Source organism: Chryseobacterium sp. CT-SW4 (genome assembly GCF_048572715.1).
Taxonomy (GTDB): Bacteria; Bacteroidota; Bacteroidia; order Flavobacteriales; family Weeksellaceae; genus Chryseobacterium.
On sequence record NZ_CP183840.1, the window covers coordinates 3,265,276 to 3,286,835 of the forward strand.

Sequence of the window (21,560 nt, forward strand, 5' to 3'; positions counted from 1 at the left end):
ACACATATGAAAAAAATCTTATTAATTGTATGCCTGGGAATCCTGGGCACAGGAAATCTTGTAGCTCAGGAAAATACGGAAACTCATGACGAGGGCCGGCTAGACTTCACTGCCAATATTCAGAATAACCATCTCTGGAGAGGTCTTATCATTACAGATAAACCTGTTGTAATGGGAAATCTGTCTTATGCTTTGGATAAAGACAAAAAATGGAAAGTCGGAATCTGGGGAGCTTCTTCACTTACTGATGATAGTGACGGCACTCACTATAAAGAAATCAATTATTACATTCAATATTCCGATGAACGTTTTTATATCGGGCTTTGGGATTTGTTTAATTCACGAAATATCAATACTGCGGTAGCTTCTGATGATATTTTTAATTATTCATCGAGGAAAACCTCCCATATTATTGATTTAAGAACGAATTATACTTTCGGCCCATCATTCCCTCTTAATATTGAAGCGGATATTATGCTGTACGGAGGAGCCAATTCCGGAGAAGTTCTTTTAAAACCTGACGGAAAATATAAAAGTAACCGATATTCAACCTATGTTCAGGCAAGCTACCCTGTGATCAGCGGTAAGAAAGTCAATCTGAATGCTTTTCTAGGGGCAGGCTTTGCACTGAACAGCAGCTCTTTCCTTTATGGAAACGGAGAGAACAGCTTTGATGTGGTAAATGTAGGCTTCAAAGCGGATAAGACGCTTAAGCTTTCTGAACGTTACAGCCTTCCGCTTATGATGATGGTCATGTGGAATCCTTCTCAAAAGTTCGCAAGGATACAGCTTGCTGCCACTGTATTTTAAATTCAAATAATAAACATAATATACTGAAAGCCATTCCTGATCCGGGAATGGCTTTTTCATTAAACTGTTTCCGGAGAAAATATCATTCAAATCTCTATGTCAATTTTATATATTATGTTAATTTTGATACCAAAGAACGGCTATGAAAAACTTTTATTTCTATAAAACAAACGGGAACCTTTGTACAATAAGCCTTTTTCATGAATGATGAATGCACTTCGATTTATACTTCTTGCCATTCTTCTGGTTTCCTGTAAACAGAAAGAAAAATCCCATCCTTATACTTTTTATTACTGGAGAACTCATCTGTCTCTTAATAATGAGGAAAAGAAAAGTCTGGATCAGGCAAGCAGCCCGTTTCTTTACACCCGTTTCTTTGATGTGAATAAGGTCAATGGAAAATTCCAGCCCGTAGCAACGATTACCAAAGATGAAACTTTCGCAACTGACAAATCCATCGTTCCTACCGTCTTTATTACCAATCAGACGTTTTTACATATTTCAGAACAGGAGATTAAGTTCCTCGCAGAAAGCATTTATAGGCTTATTGCTAAAAAAGCAGCTGATTATGATTTAAATATTAATAACGAGATTCAGATTGACTGTGACTGGACTGCAGGAACCCGTGATGATTATTTTCAATTTTTAAAGGAACTCAAAAGAGTTTCAGGAAAAGAAATTACCTGTACGCTTCGCCTTCATCAGGTGAAAGACAAAAAGGAAACCGGAATTCCTCCTGTTGAAAAGGTATACCTCATGTGCTATTCCACTTCTTCTCCTTTAGAAACCTCTGATAAAAACTCTATTCTTGATATCCCTATTTTAAAAGCTTATCTTTCCAGGCTTGAAGATTATCCGGTTAAAAATATAGAAGTGGCCCTTCCCATTTATTCATGGGGAATTATTACTAATCATTTGGGGAAACATAAACTGATTAATGCTTTATCCGTTTCCGATCTCAACCACTCCGGTTTTAAAAAGATTTCTGAGAATAAGGCCGAAGTATTGGCTGATGGGTTCTATTTTGGAAATTATCTTAATAAAGGCTTTACCATAAAGGTGGAAGAAATTTCCGAAGATCAGCTAAAAGATGTTCTCTTATTTCTGGATAAAAAACTCTCTCACTTTAATATTATTTATTATCAATTAGATAGTAAATTTGTTATGACCCGAAACTTGAATTTATAGTTTACTACAAAATAAAGCTGTCATGAAAAAATATATCCTTTCCCTCGCTGCCGCATCTCTTTTTTACATTCCTTCAAAAGCCTGCTCATGGTATGATCCCGATTATGAATATTTCAGTCTTTTTACCCAGACTATTATAAGGGATAAGTCTTATTTACCTTTTCTGCATACTTATTCCGAGAGATTTTATACGGCCTTTGACCATTCGCATATTCCGGATGAGAGTATTGAAGCATGGGTACGGTATTTCAATAATCAGCTGAATTATTCGGAGACGGATTATTTAGTAAAGAAAATGAACATCAAAGATCTCAATGATCTTAAAAAAGGAAGTCCCGCCAACCCTTTATTAAAAAAACAGGGACCAGGCTTCTATCAGAAATACCGGGAAGGAATTGATTATTTGATTGAGGCTAAATATCTGGAGCCTTTCATGGCCATTAATTATATTGAAAGCCCGGATTCATTCTATTACCGGGAAAAGGAAACGGATAAAAATGCTACATCAATTTCTTATGATAAAACAGTAGCGGCTCTAACTTCTTTGTATAATGCCGCCAGAAATCCGGAAATAAAACAGCGATACGGATATCAGCTTGTACGCTTTAATCATTATACCCGGAACTACGACCAAGCTGCACAGGCTTTCAAAAATTACGTAGAGCCTGTTAAATTGAGAGGTGCTGTTTATTATATGGCATTGGATCAGCTCGCAGGGGTACAACGCGGACTGAATATGAAAGGTGATGCCAACTGGAATTTCTTTCAGGTTTTCATGAAAAGTAAAAGCAGAAAGGAATCAGCATTTGTTTCTATGAAACTTTCTGACAGCGCTTCTTTTAATAATATTCTGAAACGTGCCGGAAATAATGAGGAAAAAAATATGGCTTATTTTCTTTTGGGCTATGAAGATTTTTCCAATCCTGTTCCTCTCATGGAAAAGATGTATGAGATCGATCCAGGCTCGGAAGTATTGAAAGTAATGGCTGCCAGAAGCATTAATGAGCTGGAAAGAAGCTATCTGCCTACTTACTATTACGACAGCAATCCTACGGTTAAAAAAAGTAATGAGGACAAAAATACAAATACCGGTCAGGACACAGCAAAAGTTGAAACTCAGAAACAGGAACTTTCTTTCTGGCAAAAAATTGCAACCTTTTTTAAAAATTTATTCGGATCTGAAAGTAATGGGATTGAAGATTCAGCTGATAAAGCAGATCAAAGTGATAAGGAGCTTCTCAACAACCCGGACAGAATTCCTTTTTACAGCCAAAACAGCCTGTATTCCTATTCGGATAATCAGACTGCAGATTTCCTGAAAGATCTGGAAAAATTTACAGCGAAAGCGAAAGAAAAGTCCTCCGATGAATACTGGCAAATTGCTGATGCTTATCTGAAATTTCTTCAAAAAGATTATGCCGGAAGTATGGAAATCCTTAACGGCATCCAAACAACCCATCCGGAATATCAGGAAGAGATCAAAAGAATGAAAGTGCTGAATGATATTGTCTCTCAGCCAAAAATTACAGCAGCATTTGAGGATAAGCTCATAACCGATTATTCCGAATATTTTATTGAGAAAAAAGCGGACAAAGACAGCGCTTCTGCTACGGAATACACTTCTTATTACTCTACTCCTTCCACCGCAGATTTTCTTAGGGATATTCTTGCCAACCGTTATTTCCTTCAGGGTGAAGACGGGAAATCCTTCTTAATGAACAACAGGCTTTCCGATTTACAGTACAATCCTAATTCCAGCCTTGTAAAGAGTGTTGAGGATTTTTATAGAAAGCCTAATAAAACCAAATTTGAACAGCAAATCATAGCTAAAAATATTGATACGGTAGGAAATATTGATGCTTTCTTCAGCGTTATTTATGGAGACCGTGCCATGAGAACAGCAGACTTTGAAAAGGCCAAAAACTATTATCAGAAAGCCGGAGACTTCACAGGAATTCCCAGGCTGAACTACGACTGGAGCCAAAATACCAACCCTCCGAAAATCACGCTGATCCAATATGGAGAAAATGAATACAACGGCTTCAAAAATATTTCAGATCTTATTTTCGGTTATAATGTTTGGGAAAGTTTCCAGAGTGAAGCCAATGTAAGTATGAAGGCCGAAGATTATTCTGCTTTTCCATTCATTAAAAAAACCATGAGTAAGCTTGAACTGGCAGACGCATTAATTCAACTTAAAAAAATAGGAACCGGCCGTGATGAAAAGGCTGCTAAGGCTAATCAGCTTATTGGTAATTTATTATACAACACCTCTATTCTGGGATATTACCGGGAAATATTCGTGATGGATATCGATAACAGTAACGGAGGGAAGTATGATTTCTGGAATACGGATAAGAAAAACCCTTACCAATATTATTATAAAAACTTTCTGAATACCACGTATATTGAACCTGATAATTTTGATCTGGCAATCGGTTATTATAAAAAAGCTCTTGACCATTCCGACAACAAGGAGCAAAAAGCCAGAATCCTTTTCCAGATGGCCAGTGCCGAGCAGGGGAAATATTATCAGTATGAAGTGAAAAACCCTTCCCATATCGATTATTCGGATCCTCAGTGGACAGAAAAAACAGACCTGCATGAAAAGCAGATGGCAGATATTAAAAATAAAAAATACAGAACTTACTTCACCCAGCTTAAATCACAGTATTCCGATACGGAAACTGCCCGTTTTTTAATGGGTAACTGTACGTATTTTGATTATTTTATGAAGAAATAAATAAAAGGAATCTTTAAGGTTCCTTTTTTTCCTGTTTTTTTCTCTGAAGCCATTCCTCATGTTTTGTCTTTAAAAAATCATTTTTATAGTCATGGTTTCGTTGGGCGGCATCAATGGAATGTGATGTATGAATATCCTCATCTTCTTTAGAGAGCTTCGCCAATCTTTCATAGAAATGATGGAGCTGATCCAGTTCCTTCTCAGTAAGGTCTTCTATATCTACAATCCGGTTGCTTGCTTTTTCATGGGCTGCAATCATTTCATTCAGTTTTATCTGAATAGCTTTGGAGTCTTTATTCTGAGCTTTCTGAATGAGAAACACCATTAAAAAAGTAATAATGGTAGTACCGGTATTGATCACCAGCTGCCATGTTTCTGAGTAATTGAATATAGGACCGCTAACAGCCCAGATGACCACAATAGATGTCGCTCCTATAAATGCAGCCTGACTTCCTGTAAATTTCGTGGCCCAGTTGGAGAATTTTTCAAATACATTCTTTGCCATAGTTATTCGATTAGTTTTCTGATATCCATCAAAAACTTAGCCGAAAATGGCTTATATGGGGAATCGGCTAGGTTTTCATCTTACTGTAACGGTGCCACCAGATTATAAATCCTGTGACAGGTAAAGAGCAGCCAATGAGAGATACTATAAAATAGAGAATAATACTGGGTAAGCCCATAATCTCTCCTGTGTGCAGGGGCTTGGCTAAAGCGGTAAACTGTTTGTTTAAAGGTTTATCGAAGAAGAGCTCTTTTGTTTTAAGATTTCCTTTTTTATCAAATGTGATTTCATCGGGCAGCATCATTCCTAAAAAATTCTCGGTATTGGTCTTAATGACTACATACCGCGGATTTTCCTTATTGGGAAACTCAATGCTGGTAACAGCATTGTAAGGTAAGTACTGATGGGATAATTCCAGGATCTTATCTATGGAAACCTGATCTTCATCTTTCAGCTGCTTCTTTTCGTTTTGCTTTTCCAGCATATCACCCAGCAAATTTCCAAAGGGATCATCTTCTCCCGATTCTTTACTAATATTACTGATGGATTCTCCTCCGAGACTTATTACAATAGCATTTTTCACCCAGGGATAGGTAACATACAGACCTGTAACCGCGATAAAGAACAGCACAAGGAGGGTATAAAAACCTAAGGTATTGTGCAGATCATAATTGAATCGCTGGAACCTGGCATTCCACTTTATGCTGAGTCCCTGTTTCAGGAATTTAAGCTTTTTGGGAAGCCATAAGATAAGGCCGGAGATCAGCAGAAAACAAAACATTAAAACCGAAGCGCCTACAATCTGCCGTCCTACATTTCCCATCATCAAGTTTCGGTGAATATCTAAAACCACTTCAAAGAATCTGCCCGAACCGGTATTCGGAGGACCTAGTTCCTCGCCCGTATATGGATTAAAATAACCGCTTCTGTCAATATTATTCTCTCTGTAGGATATCACATAGCTTTCATTTTTTTTAACGGGAATCAAGATCCGGGTAAGCTCTTTTCCGCTTTTCAACAATTTTTCCTGAATCTGTCCCGGTTTCCATACGGAACCTGATCCGGCTTCCACATATACTTTTTCTTTATTGGAAAAGTTGATGATCTGGTTCCTGAAAGAATAGAGACATCCTGTAACGCACATGATAAAAACAATTACCGAAGACAGCAGTCCTATATATAAATGGGATAACCACATCCAGTATTTGATGCGGCTTTCATTTTTTCTTCTTTTCCGGAAAAGACTTTTCTTAATAACGTTCATGGGGCACTCAACAATAAAAACATTAAAACGGGAGTCCCGTTTTAATGTTTTCTACTAAAACTAATATGAAGAAACCAATTATTTTCTTCCTTTAAATTGAATATCTTTTACAATTTCTTCGAACTTGGCATAATGCTCGGGAGTCAGTGATTTTTTAATCGCCTCTTTTCTCTGGGCATCAAATTTATTCCAGTATTCCTGAGCAAGATCATTATTCCCGTGATAGACATCATGCGCATCACTGAATGCTTTTTCAAAGGCGTCATTGGCCGCATTGACCATAGCAAACTCTTCATCGGTAAGGCTAGCTTCGGTTTTGATTCTTTCCAGCAAAGCATTATCATATCTAGGTCTTTTTCTTGCACTTTTATCAATGAATGCATTGAACTTCTGCATTTGGTCCGCATTCAGAACTTTTGACATTTCCTCTGCCTGATGATTTCTTAATTCTTCATTTTTAATTCCCAATGCCACTCGATCCATATTTCCTCCCTGGGACTTTGCCGCCTGGAAGTTCTCTTCCTGAAGCTTCTGATATTTGGCTGTAATTTCATCATAACTTTTGGCCTGCTCAGGGGTTAACGTAACTTCAGTTTTAAACTGTGCATAGTCTACTCCTCTTTTCTTGTTTTCTTTTGAACAGGATACTGCCACTGCTGAGATAAGAGCGAATGCACAGATTTTGATATAATTATTGATCATGATAATGTATTTAAAATTTATAGTTTAACTGAACGGCAAAATTTCTTGGCTGGATCTGGTCGATGTAACCTCCTCTAAAGTAAGAATTATATCCTACCGCATCAAATATATTATTGAAGAATGCTCTTAAACCGATACCGTTTTTAAAGGCGTATCCTACCTGGGCATCTACGGTGGTGTATTCCGGCATTTTAAATGGCTTCTCTCCAGGAAGCGTCCCGTTAATATGTCCGCTTTCTGCATTAGTATACTCTTGTTTATAGTCATCAACCGGTCTTTTACCCACATAGTAGATTCCAGCACCGATATCTAAGCCTGCTAAAGCTCCTGTATTAAATTTATAGTTCAGCCAAGCATTGGCGGAATGTTTTGGGGTATTAATAGGTGCTGATCCATTCACAAATGAAGGACTGTCTTTATAATGTGCGTCTACGTAAGCCCAGCCTGTCATAACCTGAAGATTAGGAAGAATTTTACCGATCAATTCTATTTCCATTCCCTGTCTATGCAGTTCTCCTGCTAAAGCATAGGTACCCGTACTGTTTCCGTTAGTTAGCACTTCATATGACAAATTATCTGTATTAATATCAAATAGAGTTACATTAAACCTTAATCTTTCATTTAGCCAGTCGGACTTAATTCCGGCTTCCCACTGTTTTGTAGTGGAAGCACCTACCGTTCCTGCTCCTGAAGCTAAGACATTATTGGCAGTCCTTAGTGACGTCGTACTTGTATAAGACCCGAAGACATTCATGTTTTCAATAGGTGAAATCATAATTCCAAATGAAGGATTCCATGCATAACTCGGGTCCTTATCAGAACCATTAAGTCTGCTATAACGTATTCCTAAATGTGCTTTAAGATATTTATTAAAAGTGATTACATCCTGAGCCATTAAGCCTAAAGTGGGAGCCACTGTATTGACAGGATTTTTATCTGCTATCACAAAATTCGTTCTATCAATATCTGAAGGTAGAATATTATTAATTTCTTCCAATACATTAATGACATCCACAGCTTTTGCATTATAAGATGTAGTAGTAACATTGGATTCTTTCCAGTCAAAACCTACCTGAAAGGTATGTTTCATAAATCCGGTCATTACATCTGCTCCGATAAAATCAAATTGGAAAACTTTATTCAAGTCTTCTCTATCCGCCCTTGCTAATGTCCGCGTACGGTATTCATTAGGGTTCTTACGGTCTATCGGAGCTAAGGCTGCCCCTATGGTTTGAGACTGATAAGAAGAGCTCATAAATGCAGCTCTCAACTTTAATTTTTCTGTAAGCTTTCTTGTCGCTGTTGTTGAAAAGTTAAAGGTTTCCGTTTTGGCATTATCTGTAGAGAAGCCCAGGAACTTTCTTCCAGGCATCTCATATATAGCTTCAATATCACCTGTTGCCAGGTTAACCGTTCCTCTGTCGGGAGTAGTATTATTGTGCATATAATCCATTTCTACTACAATCTCCGTTTTATCATCCGGACGAATAGCCACTGACGGATTTACATAAATACGTTCTGTATTGATAAATCTTCTAAAACTATTACTGTTTTGATAGGCAGCATTTAATCTTACAGCAATTCTACCCTGGGAATCCAATACTCTCTGGAAGTCCACAGTAGGTCTGTAAAAGTCCCAGCTTCCATATCTGAACCCTACATTGGTCTGGTCGATAAACTTAGGAATTTTGGTTACCACATTGATTACTCCACCGGCAGAACCCAGACCGTCTCCTATTCCCTGTGTTACCGCAGCAGAACCTTTGATCACCTGAATACTTTCTACGCCCTGCATATCCGTCAACATAGCAGCCGTACGGAAATCAGAATCCATCATTACTCCATTCTTAAGAACCGGAACACCTCTATATCCTCTTATAGACATACTTTCTCTGGTTCCTCCATAACTTCCGAACTGAGTAACACCCGGAATGTTTTTTGCCACATCGGTAACGGTAAGCGCCCCTAATTCTTCAATTGCCTTATAGGAAATAACCGAAATACTCTGGATCTGATCCCTTGGTTTTAGAGGTAATCTCGTGATCACTTCCAACCCTTCGGGCTGTTTATTACGTTCTCCGAATAATTCGACTTCTTCAATCTTACTTTCCTTTTTAATGGTATCGTTTGATTTTTGCTGTGCGTTCATTGCACAAGTTCCCAGTACAAGTAAAGAAATAGATATTGTTCTTTTCATTTAAAGCTTTTTGCAAATATATTATTTTTAATTATTCTAAATTACCCATATGACATATATCATATGCCTGTGATAAAACATTTACTATGAATTTCTAATTACTAATAATACATTACGTATGAAAAATACAATACACCGCACTATTTATATTTCTATTTTCCACTTTTTAACACTTTATCATAGAGAAATAAAAAATCCCTTTTCGTAATGAAAAGGGATTTCTATAATCACGGCAAAGTATGCACGTTATCACACTTTAATTTCCACGTCTACACCGCTTGGCAACTCTAATTTCATTAGAGCATCCACAGTTTTAGAAGAAGAAGAATAAATATCCATCAATCTTTTATGAGCAGAAAGTTGGAACTGTTCTCTTGCTTTCTTGTTAACGTGTGGAGATCTCAACACAGTGAAGATTCTCTTATTTGTTGGTAATGGAATGGGACCGTTTACAACAGCACCAGTAGCCTTTACCGTTTTTACGATTTTCTCTGCAGATTTATCTACCAGATTGTAATCGTAAGACTTAAGTTTTATTCTGATTCTTTGTGACATTTTAATCTAAATTTAAATTAACCTTTTGCTTTAGCGATTACTTCTTCAGCAATATTCTGCGGAGCAGCTTCATATTTTTCAAATTCCATAGAAGATGTAGCTCTACCTGAAGATAATGTTCTTAATGAGGTTACATAACCAAACATTTCAGATAGTGGAACGAATGCTTTAATAACTTTAGCATTATTTCTGTCATCCATACCATTTACGGTACCTCTTCTTCTGTTTAGGTCTCCTACGATATCTCCCATATATTCTTCAGGAGTTACCACTTCAAGTTTCATGATTGGTTCCATGATAACTGCTTTAGCAGCTCTTCCAGATTCTTTGAAACCTAATTTAGCAGCTAATTCGAATGATAACTGGTCGGAGTCAACTGCGTGGAAAGATCCATCTTTCAATGTAACTTTCATAGCTTCAACTTCAAATCCAGCTAACGGACCATTTTTCATTGCTTCTCTAAATCCTTTTTCTACGGAAGGAATAAATTCTTTAGGAATGTTACCCCCTTTGATTTCGTTAACGAATTCAAGACCTGTTTTACCTTCTTCAGCCGGACCAATTTCGAATACGATATCTGCGAACTTACCTCTACCCCCTGATTGTTTTTTGTAAACTTCTCTGTGGTTAGCTTTAGCTGTAAGAGCTTCTTTATATTCTACCTGTGGCTGTCCTTGGTTTACTTCTACTTTAAACTCTCTTCTCATACGGTCTACGATGATATCCAAGTGAAGCTCACCCATACCAGAGATGATTGTTTGTCCTGAAGCCTCATCAGTCTTAACCTGGAAAGTAGGATCTTCTTCTGCTAATTTAGCAAGAGCGTTACCCATTTTATCCTGGTCAGCTTTAGTTTTAGGCTCAACAGCGATACCGATTACCGGATCCGGGAAGATCATAGATTCAAGAACGATAGGGTTCTTTTCATCAGATAGGGTATCTCCTGTTTTTATATCTTTAAATCCTACCGCAGCACCAATATCTCCAGCTTCAATAAATTCAACTGGATTTTGCTTGTTAGCGTGCATCTGATAGATTCTTGAAATTCTTTCTTTGTTTCCTGATCTTGTGTTCAGGATGTAAGATCCGGCATCAAGTCTTCCTGAATAAGCTCTGAAGAATGCTAATCTACCTACGAACGGGTCAGTAGCAATTTTGAAAGCTAATGCGGAGAAAGGCTCTTTTACATCCGGTTTTCTTGTAATTTCAGCGTCCGTGTTCGGATCTGTTCCTTTGATATCATCTTTATCCATTGGAGAAGGAAGATATTTACAAACAGCATCTAGCATGAACTGTACTCCTTTGTTTTTGAAAGAAGAACCACAAGTCATCGGGATAATAGAAAGGTCGATAGTAGCAGCTCTTAAAGCAGCATTGATTTCGTCTTCAGAAATTGAATCCGGATCTTCGAAGAATTTCTCCATCAAAGTTTCATCATATTCTGCGATAGCTTCTACTAATTTCTCTCTGTATTCCAATACCTCATCTTTCATATCGTCAGGAATAGGAACTACGTCAAAAGTTGCACCTTGAGTATCATCATGCCAAATAATAGCTCTGTTTTTGATCAAGTCAACAACTCCTCTGAAGTCTTCTTCCGCACCGATTGGTAATACAATTGGAACTGCATTGGAACCTAACATTTCTTTAACCTGGTTTACCACGTTTAAGAAGTCAGCACCTTGTCTGTCCATTTTGTTTACGAATCCCATTCTTGCTACTTTATAGTTATCAGCAAGTCTCCAGTTTGTTTCAGACTGAGGCTCTACTCCGTCTACTGCAGAGAATAGGAATACAAGACCATCTAATACTCTTAAAGATCTGTTTACCTCTACTGTGAAGTCAACGTGTCCCGGTGTATCGATGATATTGAAGTGGTATGCTTTAGTTTCAGGTGTGGATTTCCCTTGATCTGTTGGGAAATTCCAGTTACAAGTAGTGGCAGCTGAAGTAATTGTAATACCTCTTTCTGCTTCCTGCTCCATCCAGTCCATTGTAGCTGCACCTTCGTGAACTTCACCAATCTTGTGAGTTTTACCTGTATAGAATAAAATTCTTTCTGTAGTGGTAGTCTTACCTGCGTCAATGTGAGCAGCGATACCAATATTTCTTGTAAATTTAAGATCTCTTCCCATTTCAGATTAGAATTTGAAGTGTGAGAAAGCTTTGTTAGCTTCCGCCATTTTGTGAGTATCAGATTTCTTTTTGAAAGCAGCACCTTCTTCTTTAGAAGCAGCTAAGATTTCAGCAGAAAGTTTAAGTGCCATAGACTTATCATTTCTGGATCTAGCATACTTAATTAACCACTTCATTGCCATAGAGATTTTTCTATCTGCTCTGATCGGCATAGGAATTTGGAAGTTAGCTCCTCCTACTCTTCTTGAACGCACTTCTACGTGAGGCATTACGTTAGTTAAAGCATCTTTCCAGATTTCAAGAGACGTTTTTTCATTCTCTCCTTTTTTATTTTCTACGATGTCTAATGCATCATAAAAAATTTTGAATGCGATTGACTTTTTACCGTCAAGCATTAAGTTATTAACAAATCTAGTTACCAATTGATCATTAAATTTCGGATCTGGTAACAACGGTCTTTTTTTCGCTTTTGTCTTTCTCATTGTCTTATTCCTTATTTAATGATTATTTTTTCTTTCCTTTTGCTGGTGCAGCAGCTGCCTGACCTGGTTTAGGTCTCTTAGCTCCGTACTTAGATCTTCTCTGAGTTCTTCCATTTACACCTGCTGTGTCTAATGCACCTCTTACGATGTGGTAACGTACTCCCGGTAGGTCTTTCACCCTTCCGCCTCTTACCAATACTATCGAGTGCTCCTGAAGATTATGTCCTTCGCCCGGGATGTAGGCGTTAACTTCTTTACCGTTAGAAAGTCTTACCCTTGCAACTTTTCTTAGTGCAGAGTTTGGTTTCTTAGGTGTAGTAGTATATACTCTCGTACATACTCCTCGTCTTTGTGGACAAGAATCAAGGGCAGCCGATTTGCTCTTCTTGGCAAGCGTGGCTCTTCCTTTTCTTACTAATTGTTGAATAGTAGGCATTTAATTGCTTTTTATTTTAGGGTGCAAAAATAGTAATAATTTTTTAATTGACAAGTAGTTAACTGCAATTAATTATAGAAATCTTTTTTAATTCAGCTTATCCGAATACCAGGTAAAAGGTTATCAATTATCCGAAAAACACAGAATTAATAAGTGAAAATCAAAGTAATTATAAATTTTTTACATTAAAGAAAATTAATATGAAGCTTCTTATCTCATAAAAGTAACTTTCACATTTTTGTGCCAGTTAAACTTCCTGATATTTTTTTTCAGGTCATCGGAGATATTGGGATCTACTGCATAGATACAAACATGATCGAGCGCAACATTGATATTTCCGTTAATCTTCAATACAGCCACTTTTTTCCAGCTCGCGGGTACATGTCCCGAAAACCATTCTTCATATACAATGGCCAGCTGATAATGATTATCCCGGGTATATTGGCTGACAAAACTTTCAAATTCATCATCAAAAATTTTTTCTTTTTCGTTAAACCTAATCGTTTCTGCACTTCCCAATCCTGCAATATCAAATAGATGAATATCGGAAAAATAACAGATCGCACCAATATCATTGGCTACAACTTTTGAAGTATTATAATATTCTTTAAGGAACTTTGCGGACTGGACCTGCTGTGTATAAATATTCTCGCTACCTTTAATTATCATTATATGTGCGTAGCCTACCTTATACACCATTAATATTATATTGAATACGATCAGCAATCCCATCAGCGGATCTTTTCTCATCATTATTCCCGGGCTGCCTAGAAAATCTTTTAATCGTGGGATAAGCAACATGCATAAGGCGACCAAGAGATAAGCTTCATATCTAAATCCCTTCAGGTCCCCGAATAAAGAATGTAATATCATCGTAAGCGTCCAGGCAATAAGCAGAAAATTATTGACAAGAATTTCCTTATAATTCAATTTCTTTTTATAATCCCTATAAATCAAAAGCAAACTTATCACCAATGGAAAGAACACTATTTTATAAAAGGTAATATTAAGCAGCATCTTATCTACCAGGAGATGCTTAACCTGCAAAAGATAATTACCGGAAAAGTCAAAAGTAGTTCCTTTCACCACCACGGAATTGGGAAAAAAATATCCCGATTGCTGCTCATTAAAATATCCGAAGATCAAAATCGGAATAAATCCTAAAACGAGCACCCCAACAGCTTTAGCCCATTTCTTAAGGAGAATAAACATGAGGATCAATGAGACAAAATAAAACATGCTTTCAAATCTTATAAGTCCCAGTAAAGCTATCGTTACATAAAATCCCGTCTGCATTGCTGAATTGTTAAAACGGGATGTTATCCACTTCTGAAAGCAATAGATATTAATAACAATCACCAATATCTGTAAGACATGCTCCATCCCTGTAAACACCTGAAAATGAAGTACCGCAAAGAAAACCGTAAAGAGTGCCCCAGCTATTATGTATTTATTCTTATTTAAATAAAAGCGGTAATATTTAACAAGAAAAAAGATCACAAAAAGACTAAGTACCATATTAAAGAAAAGCGGTATCCAGTAATGATTCCCAAAAACGTAAATAAAACCACTTAAGAGAAATGTAAACAATGGAGAGGATGAGGAAGAGGAAAAAGCATACGGGGTTATTCCCCAGACTCCATATAAGGCAAAATTTTTGGCCATTGCCAGATGAATGTAAGCATCATCCAGAATATAGGTAAAATAGTAATCCGTCCCGGACAGCATCATTATGATATAAATCACAGCAATTCCAAAAAATATTCCCGCCGTAGTATAGAAGCTTCTCATAGGACACAATAATAAGAATTCTCTTCCAAATTTTTTTAAAAAATCGCATTATAGCTATCATCTATCAGTAACTCCTTATATAAGGGCATAATATTTACTATATTTGTTACATATTAAATAATAAACCACTATGAAAAACGCAAGTATTATAGGCTTAAAAGAAGCTGACTGCAAAAAAATTGCAGAAAAACTAAATATCCTTTTAGCTAACTATTCGGTTTTTTACCAAAATACGAGAGGGTCCCATTGGAATATCAAAGGAGATCAGTTCTTCACTTTACACCCAAAGTTTGAAGAATTATACAATAGCTTAGTATTAAAAATCGATGAAATTGCTGAAAGAATATTAACATTAGGGGCTACTCCGGCACATAACTATTCTGATTATTTAAAAATTGCTACTATTAAAGAAAGCCAGGAGGTAAGCGATGCTGTTAAAAGTGTGGAAATTATATTAAGCTCTTTTAAAGTAGTGATCGATTTACAGAGAGAACTTTTAGATATTACAGATGAAGCAGGTGATGAAGGAACAAACTCTCAAATGAGTGATTATATCACTGAACAGGAAAAAGAAGTCTGGATGTATAATTCATACTTAGGAAAATAAAAGAAAGCCACTGAAATCCAGTGGCTTTTTTATTGATATTTTAAGATTGTTTCTTTCCAGTGCCTCCTCTGCACATTATAACCTATCTTATATCCCTTCTGTTTAGACACCTATTCTGACGTCTGAGCTATTCTTTTATAAATAAAAACACAATATCCAATACCTTCGGGATTATTGTTTTTCTCTATATTTGCTTATAACACAGAATTAATAAAAATGTCTAAAACACAACTCAATTCAATCCTGGATAATGATTTTTATAAAATCACAATGCAGAATGCTGTTGTAAAACTTTTCCCCAGTCAGATTGTAAAATACGAATTTATAAACAGAGGAAAACATCATTTTCCGGAAGGTTTTGATATCGCTTTACGTGAAGCTATTGCAAAAATGGCGGAACTGAAGCTCTCTAAAGATGAAAAAAAATTCATGGCTAAAACCTGCCCTTACCTGGACCTGCCTTATTTAGATTTTCTGGAAGGTTATCATTATGATCCTTCGGAAGTAAAAGTGGTTCAGACGGGGAATGATCTCCGTGTAACAGTGGAAGGATTATGGTACCGCACCATTTTGTGGGAAGTTCCTTTATTGGCACTGATCAGTGAACTGCATTATGAAATGAACCATATGGAAAGGGATTCTAATGAAGTCGTAATGTGCAAAACCCTTGAAAAAGCCGACAACCTGAATAAATTAGGAGTTACTTTTGCTGAGTTCGGAACCAGAAGAAGACACTCGTATAAAGTACAGAACCTTGTCATGGAAGCCCTTACCCAAAAGAAAGATTCCACCTTTATAGGAACATCCAATGTTCATTTCGCAATGAAATATAATGTAAAGCCTATTGGCACCCATGCCCATGAATGGTTTATGTTTCATGCTGCGGAATATGGATTTAAAATGTCCAATGAACTGGCTTTGGAACACTGGGTAGATGTCTATCGGGGTGATCTGGGGGTAGCATTATCCGATACTTATACCACTGATGTTTTTTTCCGCCAGTTTGATAAAAAATTTGCCAAGCTTTTTGACGGGGTCCGCCATGACAGCGGCGATCCTTTGAAATTTGCAGATAAAACGATTTCTCATTACAGACAAAATGGGATCAACCCTTTATTTAAATATATTATTTTCTCAGATGGTCTCAACCTTGAAAAAGTGGAGGAAATTACCAATTACTGCAGAGGGAAAATCGGTATTTCTTTCGGAATAGGCACCAACCTCACCAATGATGTAGGGCTGAAGCCTATGAATATCGTTATGAAACTGATCGGAGTACAGGCTCCTAATAAGGAATGGATCCCCACGGTAAAACTTTCTGATGAGCATGGTAAATATACGGGTGATCCCAAAATGATAGAACTGGCCAGAGAGTTTTTAAGAATCAAAGACTAAAAAACAATACCATGAAATTCAAATTCTACTTATTGTCCCCATTTTTTATGGTTTCTTTTTTCCACGCTCAGGAAAAAGTGAAATTCAATGAGGAATTAGCCACCTCGCTGGGAGCCGACCAATACGGCATGAAAGCTTATACTATGGTCATGCTTACGACGGGTACGGCTAAAATTGAAGATCAATCCAAAAAGGATGAGCTGATGAAAGGCCATCTTAATAATATCGGAAGACTGGCAGACGAGGGAAAGGTTGTCGTAGCAGGACCTTTTCTTGAAAAGAATAAACAGAATTTCCGTGGTATGTTTATATTCAATACCGGTTCTAAGGAGGAAGCTGAGAAATGGGTAAAAACTGATCCCGCAGTACAGGCAGGTATTTTCAGCTACGAAATATTCTCCTGGTACGGATCCGCAGCTTTACCTCTATATTTAAAGCATCATAAGGAAATCGCCAGGGAAAATCCTTAAAAAAACAGAAGTCCGGCTCCAAGGGAGCCGGACTTCTTCAATTTACAATTAAAAACACAATATATATTATTAACTAACTTTATATTCTTTTCTATACGCATAGTAAAATACCGTAGGAAGTATGGTAAATGATAACAGCATACAAATAATCAGTCCTCCTACAATCATAATAGCCAGCGGTTTCTGAATTTCCGATCCCATTCCGTTTGAAACAGCTGCCGGAAATAATCCTATGGATCCCATTAATGCAATCATAACTACCGGGCGGATTCTGCTTCGGACTCCTTCAGAAATAGCTTCTTTTAAAGGCATCCTGCTGAGAAGGTTTTCTTTCATCACCCCAATTAACACAATTCCATCAATCGTGGCTACCCCAAAAAGGATAATGAACCCGATCCCCGCTGAAATCCCAAATATGGTCCCCGTAAACCAGAGTGATAAAAATCCTCCGATAAAAGCAAATGCCAGTGTAATGGATGAGATGAGCGTATCTTTCATATTCCCGAAATTGAAGTACAACAGCATCAGAATAAGCCCCAGTGAGATAGGAACCACCATAGCCAGCTGTTTTCCTGCTCTTTCTTTACTCTCAAATTCCCCGGCCCAGGTCATTTTATGATTTTTAGGGATGTGTACATCTTTGGCAACCTGAGCTTTGGCATCTTTGATGGTACTTCCCAGATCACGTCCCTCTATATTGAATCCTACTCCGATATATCTGCTGTTTCCTTCTCTGTAGATAAATGAAGGTCCGGTATGATAATCAATGGTGGCTATTTCTTTTAGCGGCACTTTCTTATTGTCCTGGGTAGGAATTAAAATATTACCGATTTTTTCAGGATTATCACGGTACTGCTTTTCAAACCTCAGCATTACATCAAACATTCTTTCATCTTCATAAAATTTCGTAGCAGCCTGCCCTCCGATTGTCATTTCAATAACGGCCTGTGCATCGGCAGTAGAGACTCCATACTTAGCCATTTTGGAATCGTGAAGCTGAATTCTCAATTCGGGTAATCCGATATTTTTAAAAACATTCACATCTGAAATCCCCGGAACCGTTTTAATGGAATTAGCCACCTGGTTGGCATAATCTTCCAACTGAAAAAGATCATTCCCGAAAATCTTAATTACCAACGGTGCTTTAACCCCGGCTACATATTCCTCCACATTATCCTGAATCGGCTGACTGAATCCAAAATTAATTCCCGGATATTTTTCCAAAGAAACCCTCATGTCCTCAAGAAGCTCATCTTTGGATATTTTTTTCTTCCATTCTTTCTCGGGTTTTAGCTGTATATTAAATTCGATATTAAAGAAGCCTGTGGGATCCGTTCCGTCGTTAGGCCTTCCTGTTTGGGTCATTACGAATTTCACCTCATCATACTTCATTAAAACCTGTTTCATTTCTTTGGTTAATCTTACCGATTCATCCAGGTTAACACTATTGGGTAATGTAGCTCTTACATAAATAGCTCCTTCATTAAGCTTAGGCAGGAATTCCGATCCATAGTTTGAAAATTTCCATCCGCAAATTCCCAGCAGTATAACAAATCCCAGCATAAATGCTTTTCTGTACCGAACGCTCAACTGGTAGAATTTAAACATATTTACCCTGAAAAACCTGGAAATAAAGTTTTCTTTTTCCTCAATATTTTTGGTGAGTAAAAGTTTACACATAGCCGGAACGTAGGTTAAGCTCAGTATCAACGATCCTAATAATGCATATCCTAATGTGAATGCCAGCGGCGAGAACATTTTACCTTCCACTTTCTGGAAAGAGAAAATAGGCATCAATGCAACGATAAGAATCAATAAGGCAAAGAAAATATATCCCGCTACACTGCCCGCACTTCTTTTAATAATTCCAAGCTTTGACATTTTGTTGAACCTCCGCAGTCCCACCTGCTTGGCTTTATGCTCAAGAGCCACGAAGACATGTTCCACAATCACCAGAGTTCCCTCCAGCAACAGTCCGAAATCTAACGCTCCCATCGAAATCAAATTGGCGGGTAGCCCCTGGATTTTCAGCATGATAATAGCAAAAAGGAAAGCCAAAGGTATTACAGAGGCTACAATAAATGTTGTCCGCCAATTATATAAAAAGATAAACACAATTATAGAAACAAGGATGACTCCTTCTACGAGATTCTTCGAAACGGTATGAACGGTGGTATCCACTAATTCTGTACGGTCGATAATCGGTACAATCTGAATATCTCCCGGCAGCTCACCACCGTTAAGCTCCGCAATCCGGTCTTTCAGCCTTGCGATAACCTCACTCGGATTTTCTCCACGGAGCATGATGATAATTCCTTCTACCACATCATCATCGTTATTGTACCCTACCTGCCCAAGTCTCGGTTTAGCCGAAACTTTTACTTCTGCCACATGCTTTACCAGAATAGGAGTGGATCCTTTTACTTCAATCTGAATATTTTCAATATCATCTTTGCTTTCCAAAAGACCGATTCCCCTTACCACATAAGCCTGATCACCTTTTGAAACCACATCACCTCCTACATTGATATTACTTCTGGAAACGGCTTCATACACATCAAGCGGGGAAAGATCATAATTGTGTAATTCCGTTGGGTTTATTTTTATTTCATATGTTTTTTCCTCCCCTCCAAAGCTTACAATATCCGCCACGCCCGGGACCGCCAGAAGTTCTCTTTCAATTACCCAATCCTGAATGGCTGTAACTTCTTTAATGGGTAATTTACTTTTAATAATATACCGGTAAATTTCTCCTGTAGCTCCCGAGGGAGGTTCTATACTGTAATCCGCTCCATTGGGAAGCTCTACATTCCCCAGCCGGTTGGAAGCGTACTGCTGAGCATAAAAATCATCTACATGATCATCAAAAATAACAGTAACCACCGAAAGTCCAAATAAGGAGATGGATCTTACTGAAGTTTTATTGGGAATGGTATTCATTTCCTTGGAGATAGGTAAAGTCACAAACTTTTCAATTTCCTCCGCACTTCTCCCCGGCCACTGGGTGATTACCCTTACCCTTGTATTGGTTACATCCGGAAAAGCTTCAATAGGCGTATGAATGTAGGAATAGATCCCCCCGATCAATAACAATACGGTCCCCAAAAGAACAATCAGAGAGTTTCGCAAAGAAAAGGAAACTATACTTTGTACAAATTTTCGCATTACTTCGTTGAATTATTGGATTGGTTTTTCAGGTTTTCGTAAATGAGCAGTCCATTGGAAGCGATAATATTTTCCCCGGGCTTCAGATTCCCCTCTACATAAATATATTGACTGTTGGTACTGATCTCCGTTACCGGTCTTACTTCAAGAGAGCAGTCCGTTTTATGAACAATAACATAGCTTTGATTGTTATCGAAAATCAGTGCTTTTGGAGGAATAGCCATTGCTGTTTTATCCTGTGAATTAATAGGAAGAACAATATCTGCTGACATTCCCGGTCTGAGCTTCATATTATTATTGTCCATAATTATTTTAGCTTTCAGTACTCTTTCATTTTCATTAAAGACCTGTGAAATGGCATCTATCTTTCCTACAAAGCTTTCATCCGGATAGGCAAGGGTCTTCACCACCACCGGCTGATTAACATATACATGGCGCATATTGGTAGCATACACATTAGCCATCACCCAGACTTTATCGAGGTTGGAAATAGTGAACAGCTGCTCTCCTCCGGCTGTTACCGGCATTCCGTTGGAAACATTTTTCTCTATTACATATCCATCTGCCGGGGACTTAATCTGAAGATTTCCCTTGCCCGCGGAATATAGCTGCATATTCTTTTTTGTTTTAGAGATATTGGACTGCAGAATTTCCACTTCAGCTCTGGCTTCCTGTAAATCTTTTTGTGATGCAATATCATCTTTATACATGGATTCTACCGAAGCAAGCTTTCTTTTGGCAACCGCCAGCTGAGCCTGTAAAGTCTGGGTATCATCCTGCATCTCATTCAAAGAAACACTTTTAACGGTAGCCAGCACCTGACCTTTTTTCACATAATCTCCCAAAGAGAAATAAGTTTCTATAACTACCCCATCTACAAGGCTTACATAGGGAACGGTCTTATCGGAATTACTTTCCACTTCTCCCGTGAGCGTTATACTTTCTTCCACGGAACGCATGTCCACTCTTACCAGCTTCAGGTCTTTTTTAAGCTCTTTACTGATACAGTAGCTCTCCTGTTTGGTATTTTCCTCTTGTTTTTTCTCAGTACAGCCGGTAACAGCCATAAGAACTGAGAAAGGTATTGCTATAATATATTTTGTCTTCATCATAT

General features: G+C 37.7%; 17 protein-coding genes. 6 read left to right on the plus strand and 11 right to left on the minus strand.

Going from position 1 to position 21,560, the window contains the following annotated elements:
- Positions 1–6 precede the first annotated feature (6 nt).
- The 3 genes from ABJ974_RS14725 to ABJ974_RS14735 all read left to right on the plus strand — a co-directional run bounded on the left by ABJ974_RS14725 (position 7) and on the right by ABJ974_RS14735 (position 4,741).
- Positions 7–810 carry a hypothetical protein gene (locus ABJ974_RS14725; RefSeq protein WP_419868976.1) on the plus strand — a complete coding sequence of 268 codons (804 nt, stop codon included), beginning with the start codon at positions 7–9 and terminating at the stop codon, positions 808–810.
- 204 nt (positions 811–1,014) lie between these two features.
- Positions 1,015–1,998, plus strand: coding sequence for a hypothetical protein (locus ABJ974_RS14730; RefSeq protein WP_419868977.1), 984 nt, complete (start codon positions 1,015–1,017; stop codon positions 1,996–1,998).
- Positions 1,999–2,020: 22 nt separating this feature from the next.
- Entirely contained in the window at positions 2,021–4,741 is a 2,721-nt protein-coding gene (locus tag ABJ974_RS14735) for a hypothetical protein (RefSeq protein WP_419868978.1), read from the plus strand.
- Positions 4,742–4,754: 13 nt separating this feature from the next.
- Here ABJ974_RS14735 and ABJ974_RS14740 read toward each other — a convergent pair whose 3' ends face one another.
- The 9 genes from ABJ974_RS14740 to ABJ974_RS14780 form a co-directional block, all read right to left on the minus strand.
- Positions 4,755–5,246, minus strand: coding sequence for a low affinity iron permease family protein (locus ABJ974_RS14740; RefSeq protein WP_419868979.1), 492 nt, complete (start codon positions 5,244–5,246; stop codon positions 4,755–4,757).
- A 67-nt stretch (positions 5,247–5,313) separates the two neighbouring features.
- The gene (locus ABJ974_RS14745; protein WP_419868980.1) at positions 5,314–6,510 is read right to left on the minus strand and encodes a PepSY-associated TM helix domain-containing protein; all 1,197 of its coding nucleotides are present in this window, start codon (positions 6,508–6,510) and stop codon (positions 5,314–5,316) included.
- Between the two features lie 78 nt (positions 6,511–6,588).
- Entirely contained in the window at positions 6,589–7,212 is a 624-nt protein-coding gene (locus tag ABJ974_RS14750) for a hypothetical protein (protein WP_419868981.1), read from the minus strand.
- A 10-nt stretch (positions 7,213–7,222) separates the two neighbouring features.
- On the minus strand, positions 7,223–9,409 hold the full coding sequence (locus tag ABJ974_RS14755; protein ID WP_419868982.1) for a TonB-dependent siderophore receptor: 2,187 nt from the start codon (positions 9,407–9,409) through the stop codon (positions 7,223–7,225).
- Between the two features lie 249 nt (positions 9,410–9,658).
- Positions 9,659–9,964, minus strand: coding sequence for a 30S ribosomal protein S10 (gene rpsJ / locus ABJ974_RS14760; protein ID WP_002661363.1), 306 nt, complete (start codon positions 9,962–9,964; stop codon positions 9,659–9,661).
- Positions 9,965–9,981: 17 nt separating this feature from the next.
- Positions 9,982–12,099, minus strand: a complete 2,118-nt coding sequence (fusA, locus tag ABJ974_RS14765) for an elongation factor G (protein WP_419868983.1) — start codon at positions 12,097–12,099, stop codon at positions 9,982–9,984.
- 6 nt (positions 12,100–12,105) lie between these two features.
- Positions 12,106–12,582 carry a 30S ribosomal protein S7 gene (rpsG, locus tag ABJ974_RS14770; RefSeq protein ID WP_419868984.1) on the minus strand — a complete coding sequence of 159 codons (477 nt, stop codon included), beginning with the start codon at positions 12,580–12,582 and terminating at the stop codon, positions 12,106–12,108.
- 22 nt (positions 12,583–12,604) lie between these two features.
- The gene (gene rpsL / locus ABJ974_RS14775; RefSeq protein WP_002983146.1) at positions 12,605–13,018 is read right to left on the minus strand and encodes a 30S ribosomal protein S12; all 414 of its coding nucleotides are present in this window, start codon (positions 13,016–13,018) and stop codon (positions 12,605–12,607) included.
- Between the two features lie 210 nt (positions 13,019–13,228).
- Positions 13,229–14,809, minus strand: coding sequence for a glycosyltransferase family protein (locus tag ABJ974_RS14780; RefSeq protein WP_419868985.1), 1,581 nt, complete (start codon positions 14,807–14,809; stop codon positions 13,229–13,231).
- A 130-nt stretch (positions 14,810–14,939) separates the two neighbouring features.
- Here ABJ974_RS14780 and ABJ974_RS14785 point away from each other — a divergent pair, with 130 nt between their 5' ends.
- The 3 genes from ABJ974_RS14785 (at position 14,940) to ABJ974_RS14795 (ending at position 17,281) form a co-directional block, all read left to right on the plus strand.
- The gene (locus ABJ974_RS14785; RefSeq protein ID WP_419868986.1) at positions 14,940–15,416 is read left to right on the plus strand and encodes a Dps family protein; all 477 of its coding nucleotides are present in this window, start codon (positions 14,940–14,942) and stop codon (positions 15,414–15,416) included.
- 216 nt (positions 15,417–15,632) lie between these two features.
- Positions 15,633–16,811: a nicotinate phosphoribosyltransferase gene (gene pncB / locus ABJ974_RS14790; RefSeq protein WP_419868987.1), complete on the plus strand. Its 1,179-nt coding sequence runs from the start codon at positions 15,633–15,635 to the stop codon at positions 16,809–16,811.
- An 11-nt stretch (positions 16,812–16,822) separates the two neighbouring features.
- Positions 16,823–17,281, plus strand: a complete 459-nt coding sequence (locus ABJ974_RS14795) for a YciI family protein (protein WP_419868988.1) — start codon at positions 16,823–16,825, stop codon at positions 17,279–17,281.
- A 69-nt stretch (positions 17,282–17,350) separates the two neighbouring features.
- Here ABJ974_RS14795 and ABJ974_RS14800 read toward each other — a convergent pair whose 3' ends face one another.
- Positions 17,351–20,446 carry an efflux RND transporter permease subunit gene (locus tag ABJ974_RS14800; protein ID WP_419868989.1) on the minus strand — a complete coding sequence of 1,032 codons (3,096 nt, stop codon included), beginning with the start codon at positions 20,444–20,446 and terminating at the stop codon, positions 17,351–17,353.
- A complete protein-coding gene (locus ABJ974_RS14805; RefSeq protein ID WP_419868990.1) occupies positions 20,446–21,558 on the minus strand; it encodes an efflux RND transporter periplasmic adaptor subunit in 1,113 nt (370 codons plus the stop codon). Before ABJ974_RS14805 ends, ABJ974_RS14800 begins: the two co-directional genes overlap by 1 nt.
- Positions 21,559–21,560: the final 2 nt, after the last annotated feature.

What these genes read in the sequence shown, in the direction of transcription:
- ABJ974_RS14725 (WP_419868976.1), top strand. Translation starts at nt 7, where the DNA reads ATGAAAAAAATCTTATTAATTGTATGCCTGGGAATCCTGGGCACAGGA.
- ABJ974_RS14730 (WP_419868977.1), top strand. Translation starts at nt 1,015, where the DNA reads ATGATGAATGCACTTCGATTTATACTTCTTGCCATTCTTCTGGTTTCC.
- ABJ974_RS14735 (WP_419868978.1), top strand. Translation starts at nt 2,021, where the DNA reads ATGAAAAAATATATCCTTTCCCTCGCTGCCGCATCTCTTTTTTACATT.
- ABJ974_RS14740 (WP_419868979.1), bottom strand. Translation starts at nt 5,246, where the DNA reads ATGGCAAAGAATGTATTTGAAAAATTCTCCAACTGGGCCACGAAATTT.
- ABJ974_RS14745 (WP_419868980.1), bottom strand. Translation starts at nt 6,510, where the DNA reads ATGAACGTTATTAAGAAAAGTCTTTTCCGGAAAAGAAGAAAAAATGAA.
- ABJ974_RS14750 (WP_419868981.1), bottom strand. Translation starts at nt 7,212, where the DNA reads ATGATCAATAATTATATCAAAATCTGTGCATTCGCTCTTATCTCAGCA.
- ABJ974_RS14755 (WP_419868982.1), bottom strand. Translation starts at nt 9,409, where the DNA reads ATGAAAAGAACAATATCTATTTCTTTACTTGTACTGGGAACTTGTGCA.
- rpsJ (WP_002661363.1), bottom strand. Translation starts at nt 9,964, where the DNA reads ATGTCACAAAGAATCAGAATAAAACTTAAGTCTTACGATTACAATCTG.
- fusA (WP_419868983.1), bottom strand. Translation starts at nt 12,099, where the DNA reads ATGGGAAGAGATCTTAAATTTACAAGAAATATTGGTATCGCTGCTCAC.
- rpsG (WP_419868984.1), bottom strand. Translation starts at nt 12,582, where the DNA reads ATGAGAAAGACAAAAGCGAAAAAAAGACCGTTGTTACCAGATCCGAAA.
- rpsL (WP_002983146.1), bottom strand. Translation starts at nt 13,018, where the DNA reads ATGCCTACTATTCAACAATTAGTAAGAAAAGGAAGAGCCACGCTTGCC.
- ABJ974_RS14780 (WP_419868985.1), bottom strand. Translation starts at nt 14,809, where the DNA reads ATGAGAAGCTTCTATACTACGGCGGGAATATTTTTTGGAATTGCTGTG.
- ABJ974_RS14785 (WP_419868986.1), top strand. Translation starts at nt 14,940, where the DNA reads ATGAAAAACGCAAGTATTATAGGCTTAAAAGAAGCTGACTGCAAAAAA.
- pncB (WP_419868987.1), top strand. Translation starts at nt 15,633, where the DNA reads ATGTCTAAAACACAACTCAATTCAATCCTGGATAATGATTTTTATAAA.
- ABJ974_RS14795 (WP_419868988.1), top strand. Translation starts at nt 16,823, where the DNA reads ATGAAATTCAAATTCTACTTATTGTCCCCATTTTTTATGGTTTCTTTT.
- ABJ974_RS14800 (WP_419868989.1), bottom strand. Translation starts at nt 20,446, where the DNA reads ATGCGAAAATTTGTACAAAGTATAGTTTCCTTTTCTTTGCGAAACTCT.
- ABJ974_RS14805 (WP_419868990.1), bottom strand. Translation starts at nt 21,558, where the DNA reads ATGATGAAGACAAAATATATTATAGCAATACCTTTCTCAGTTCTTATG.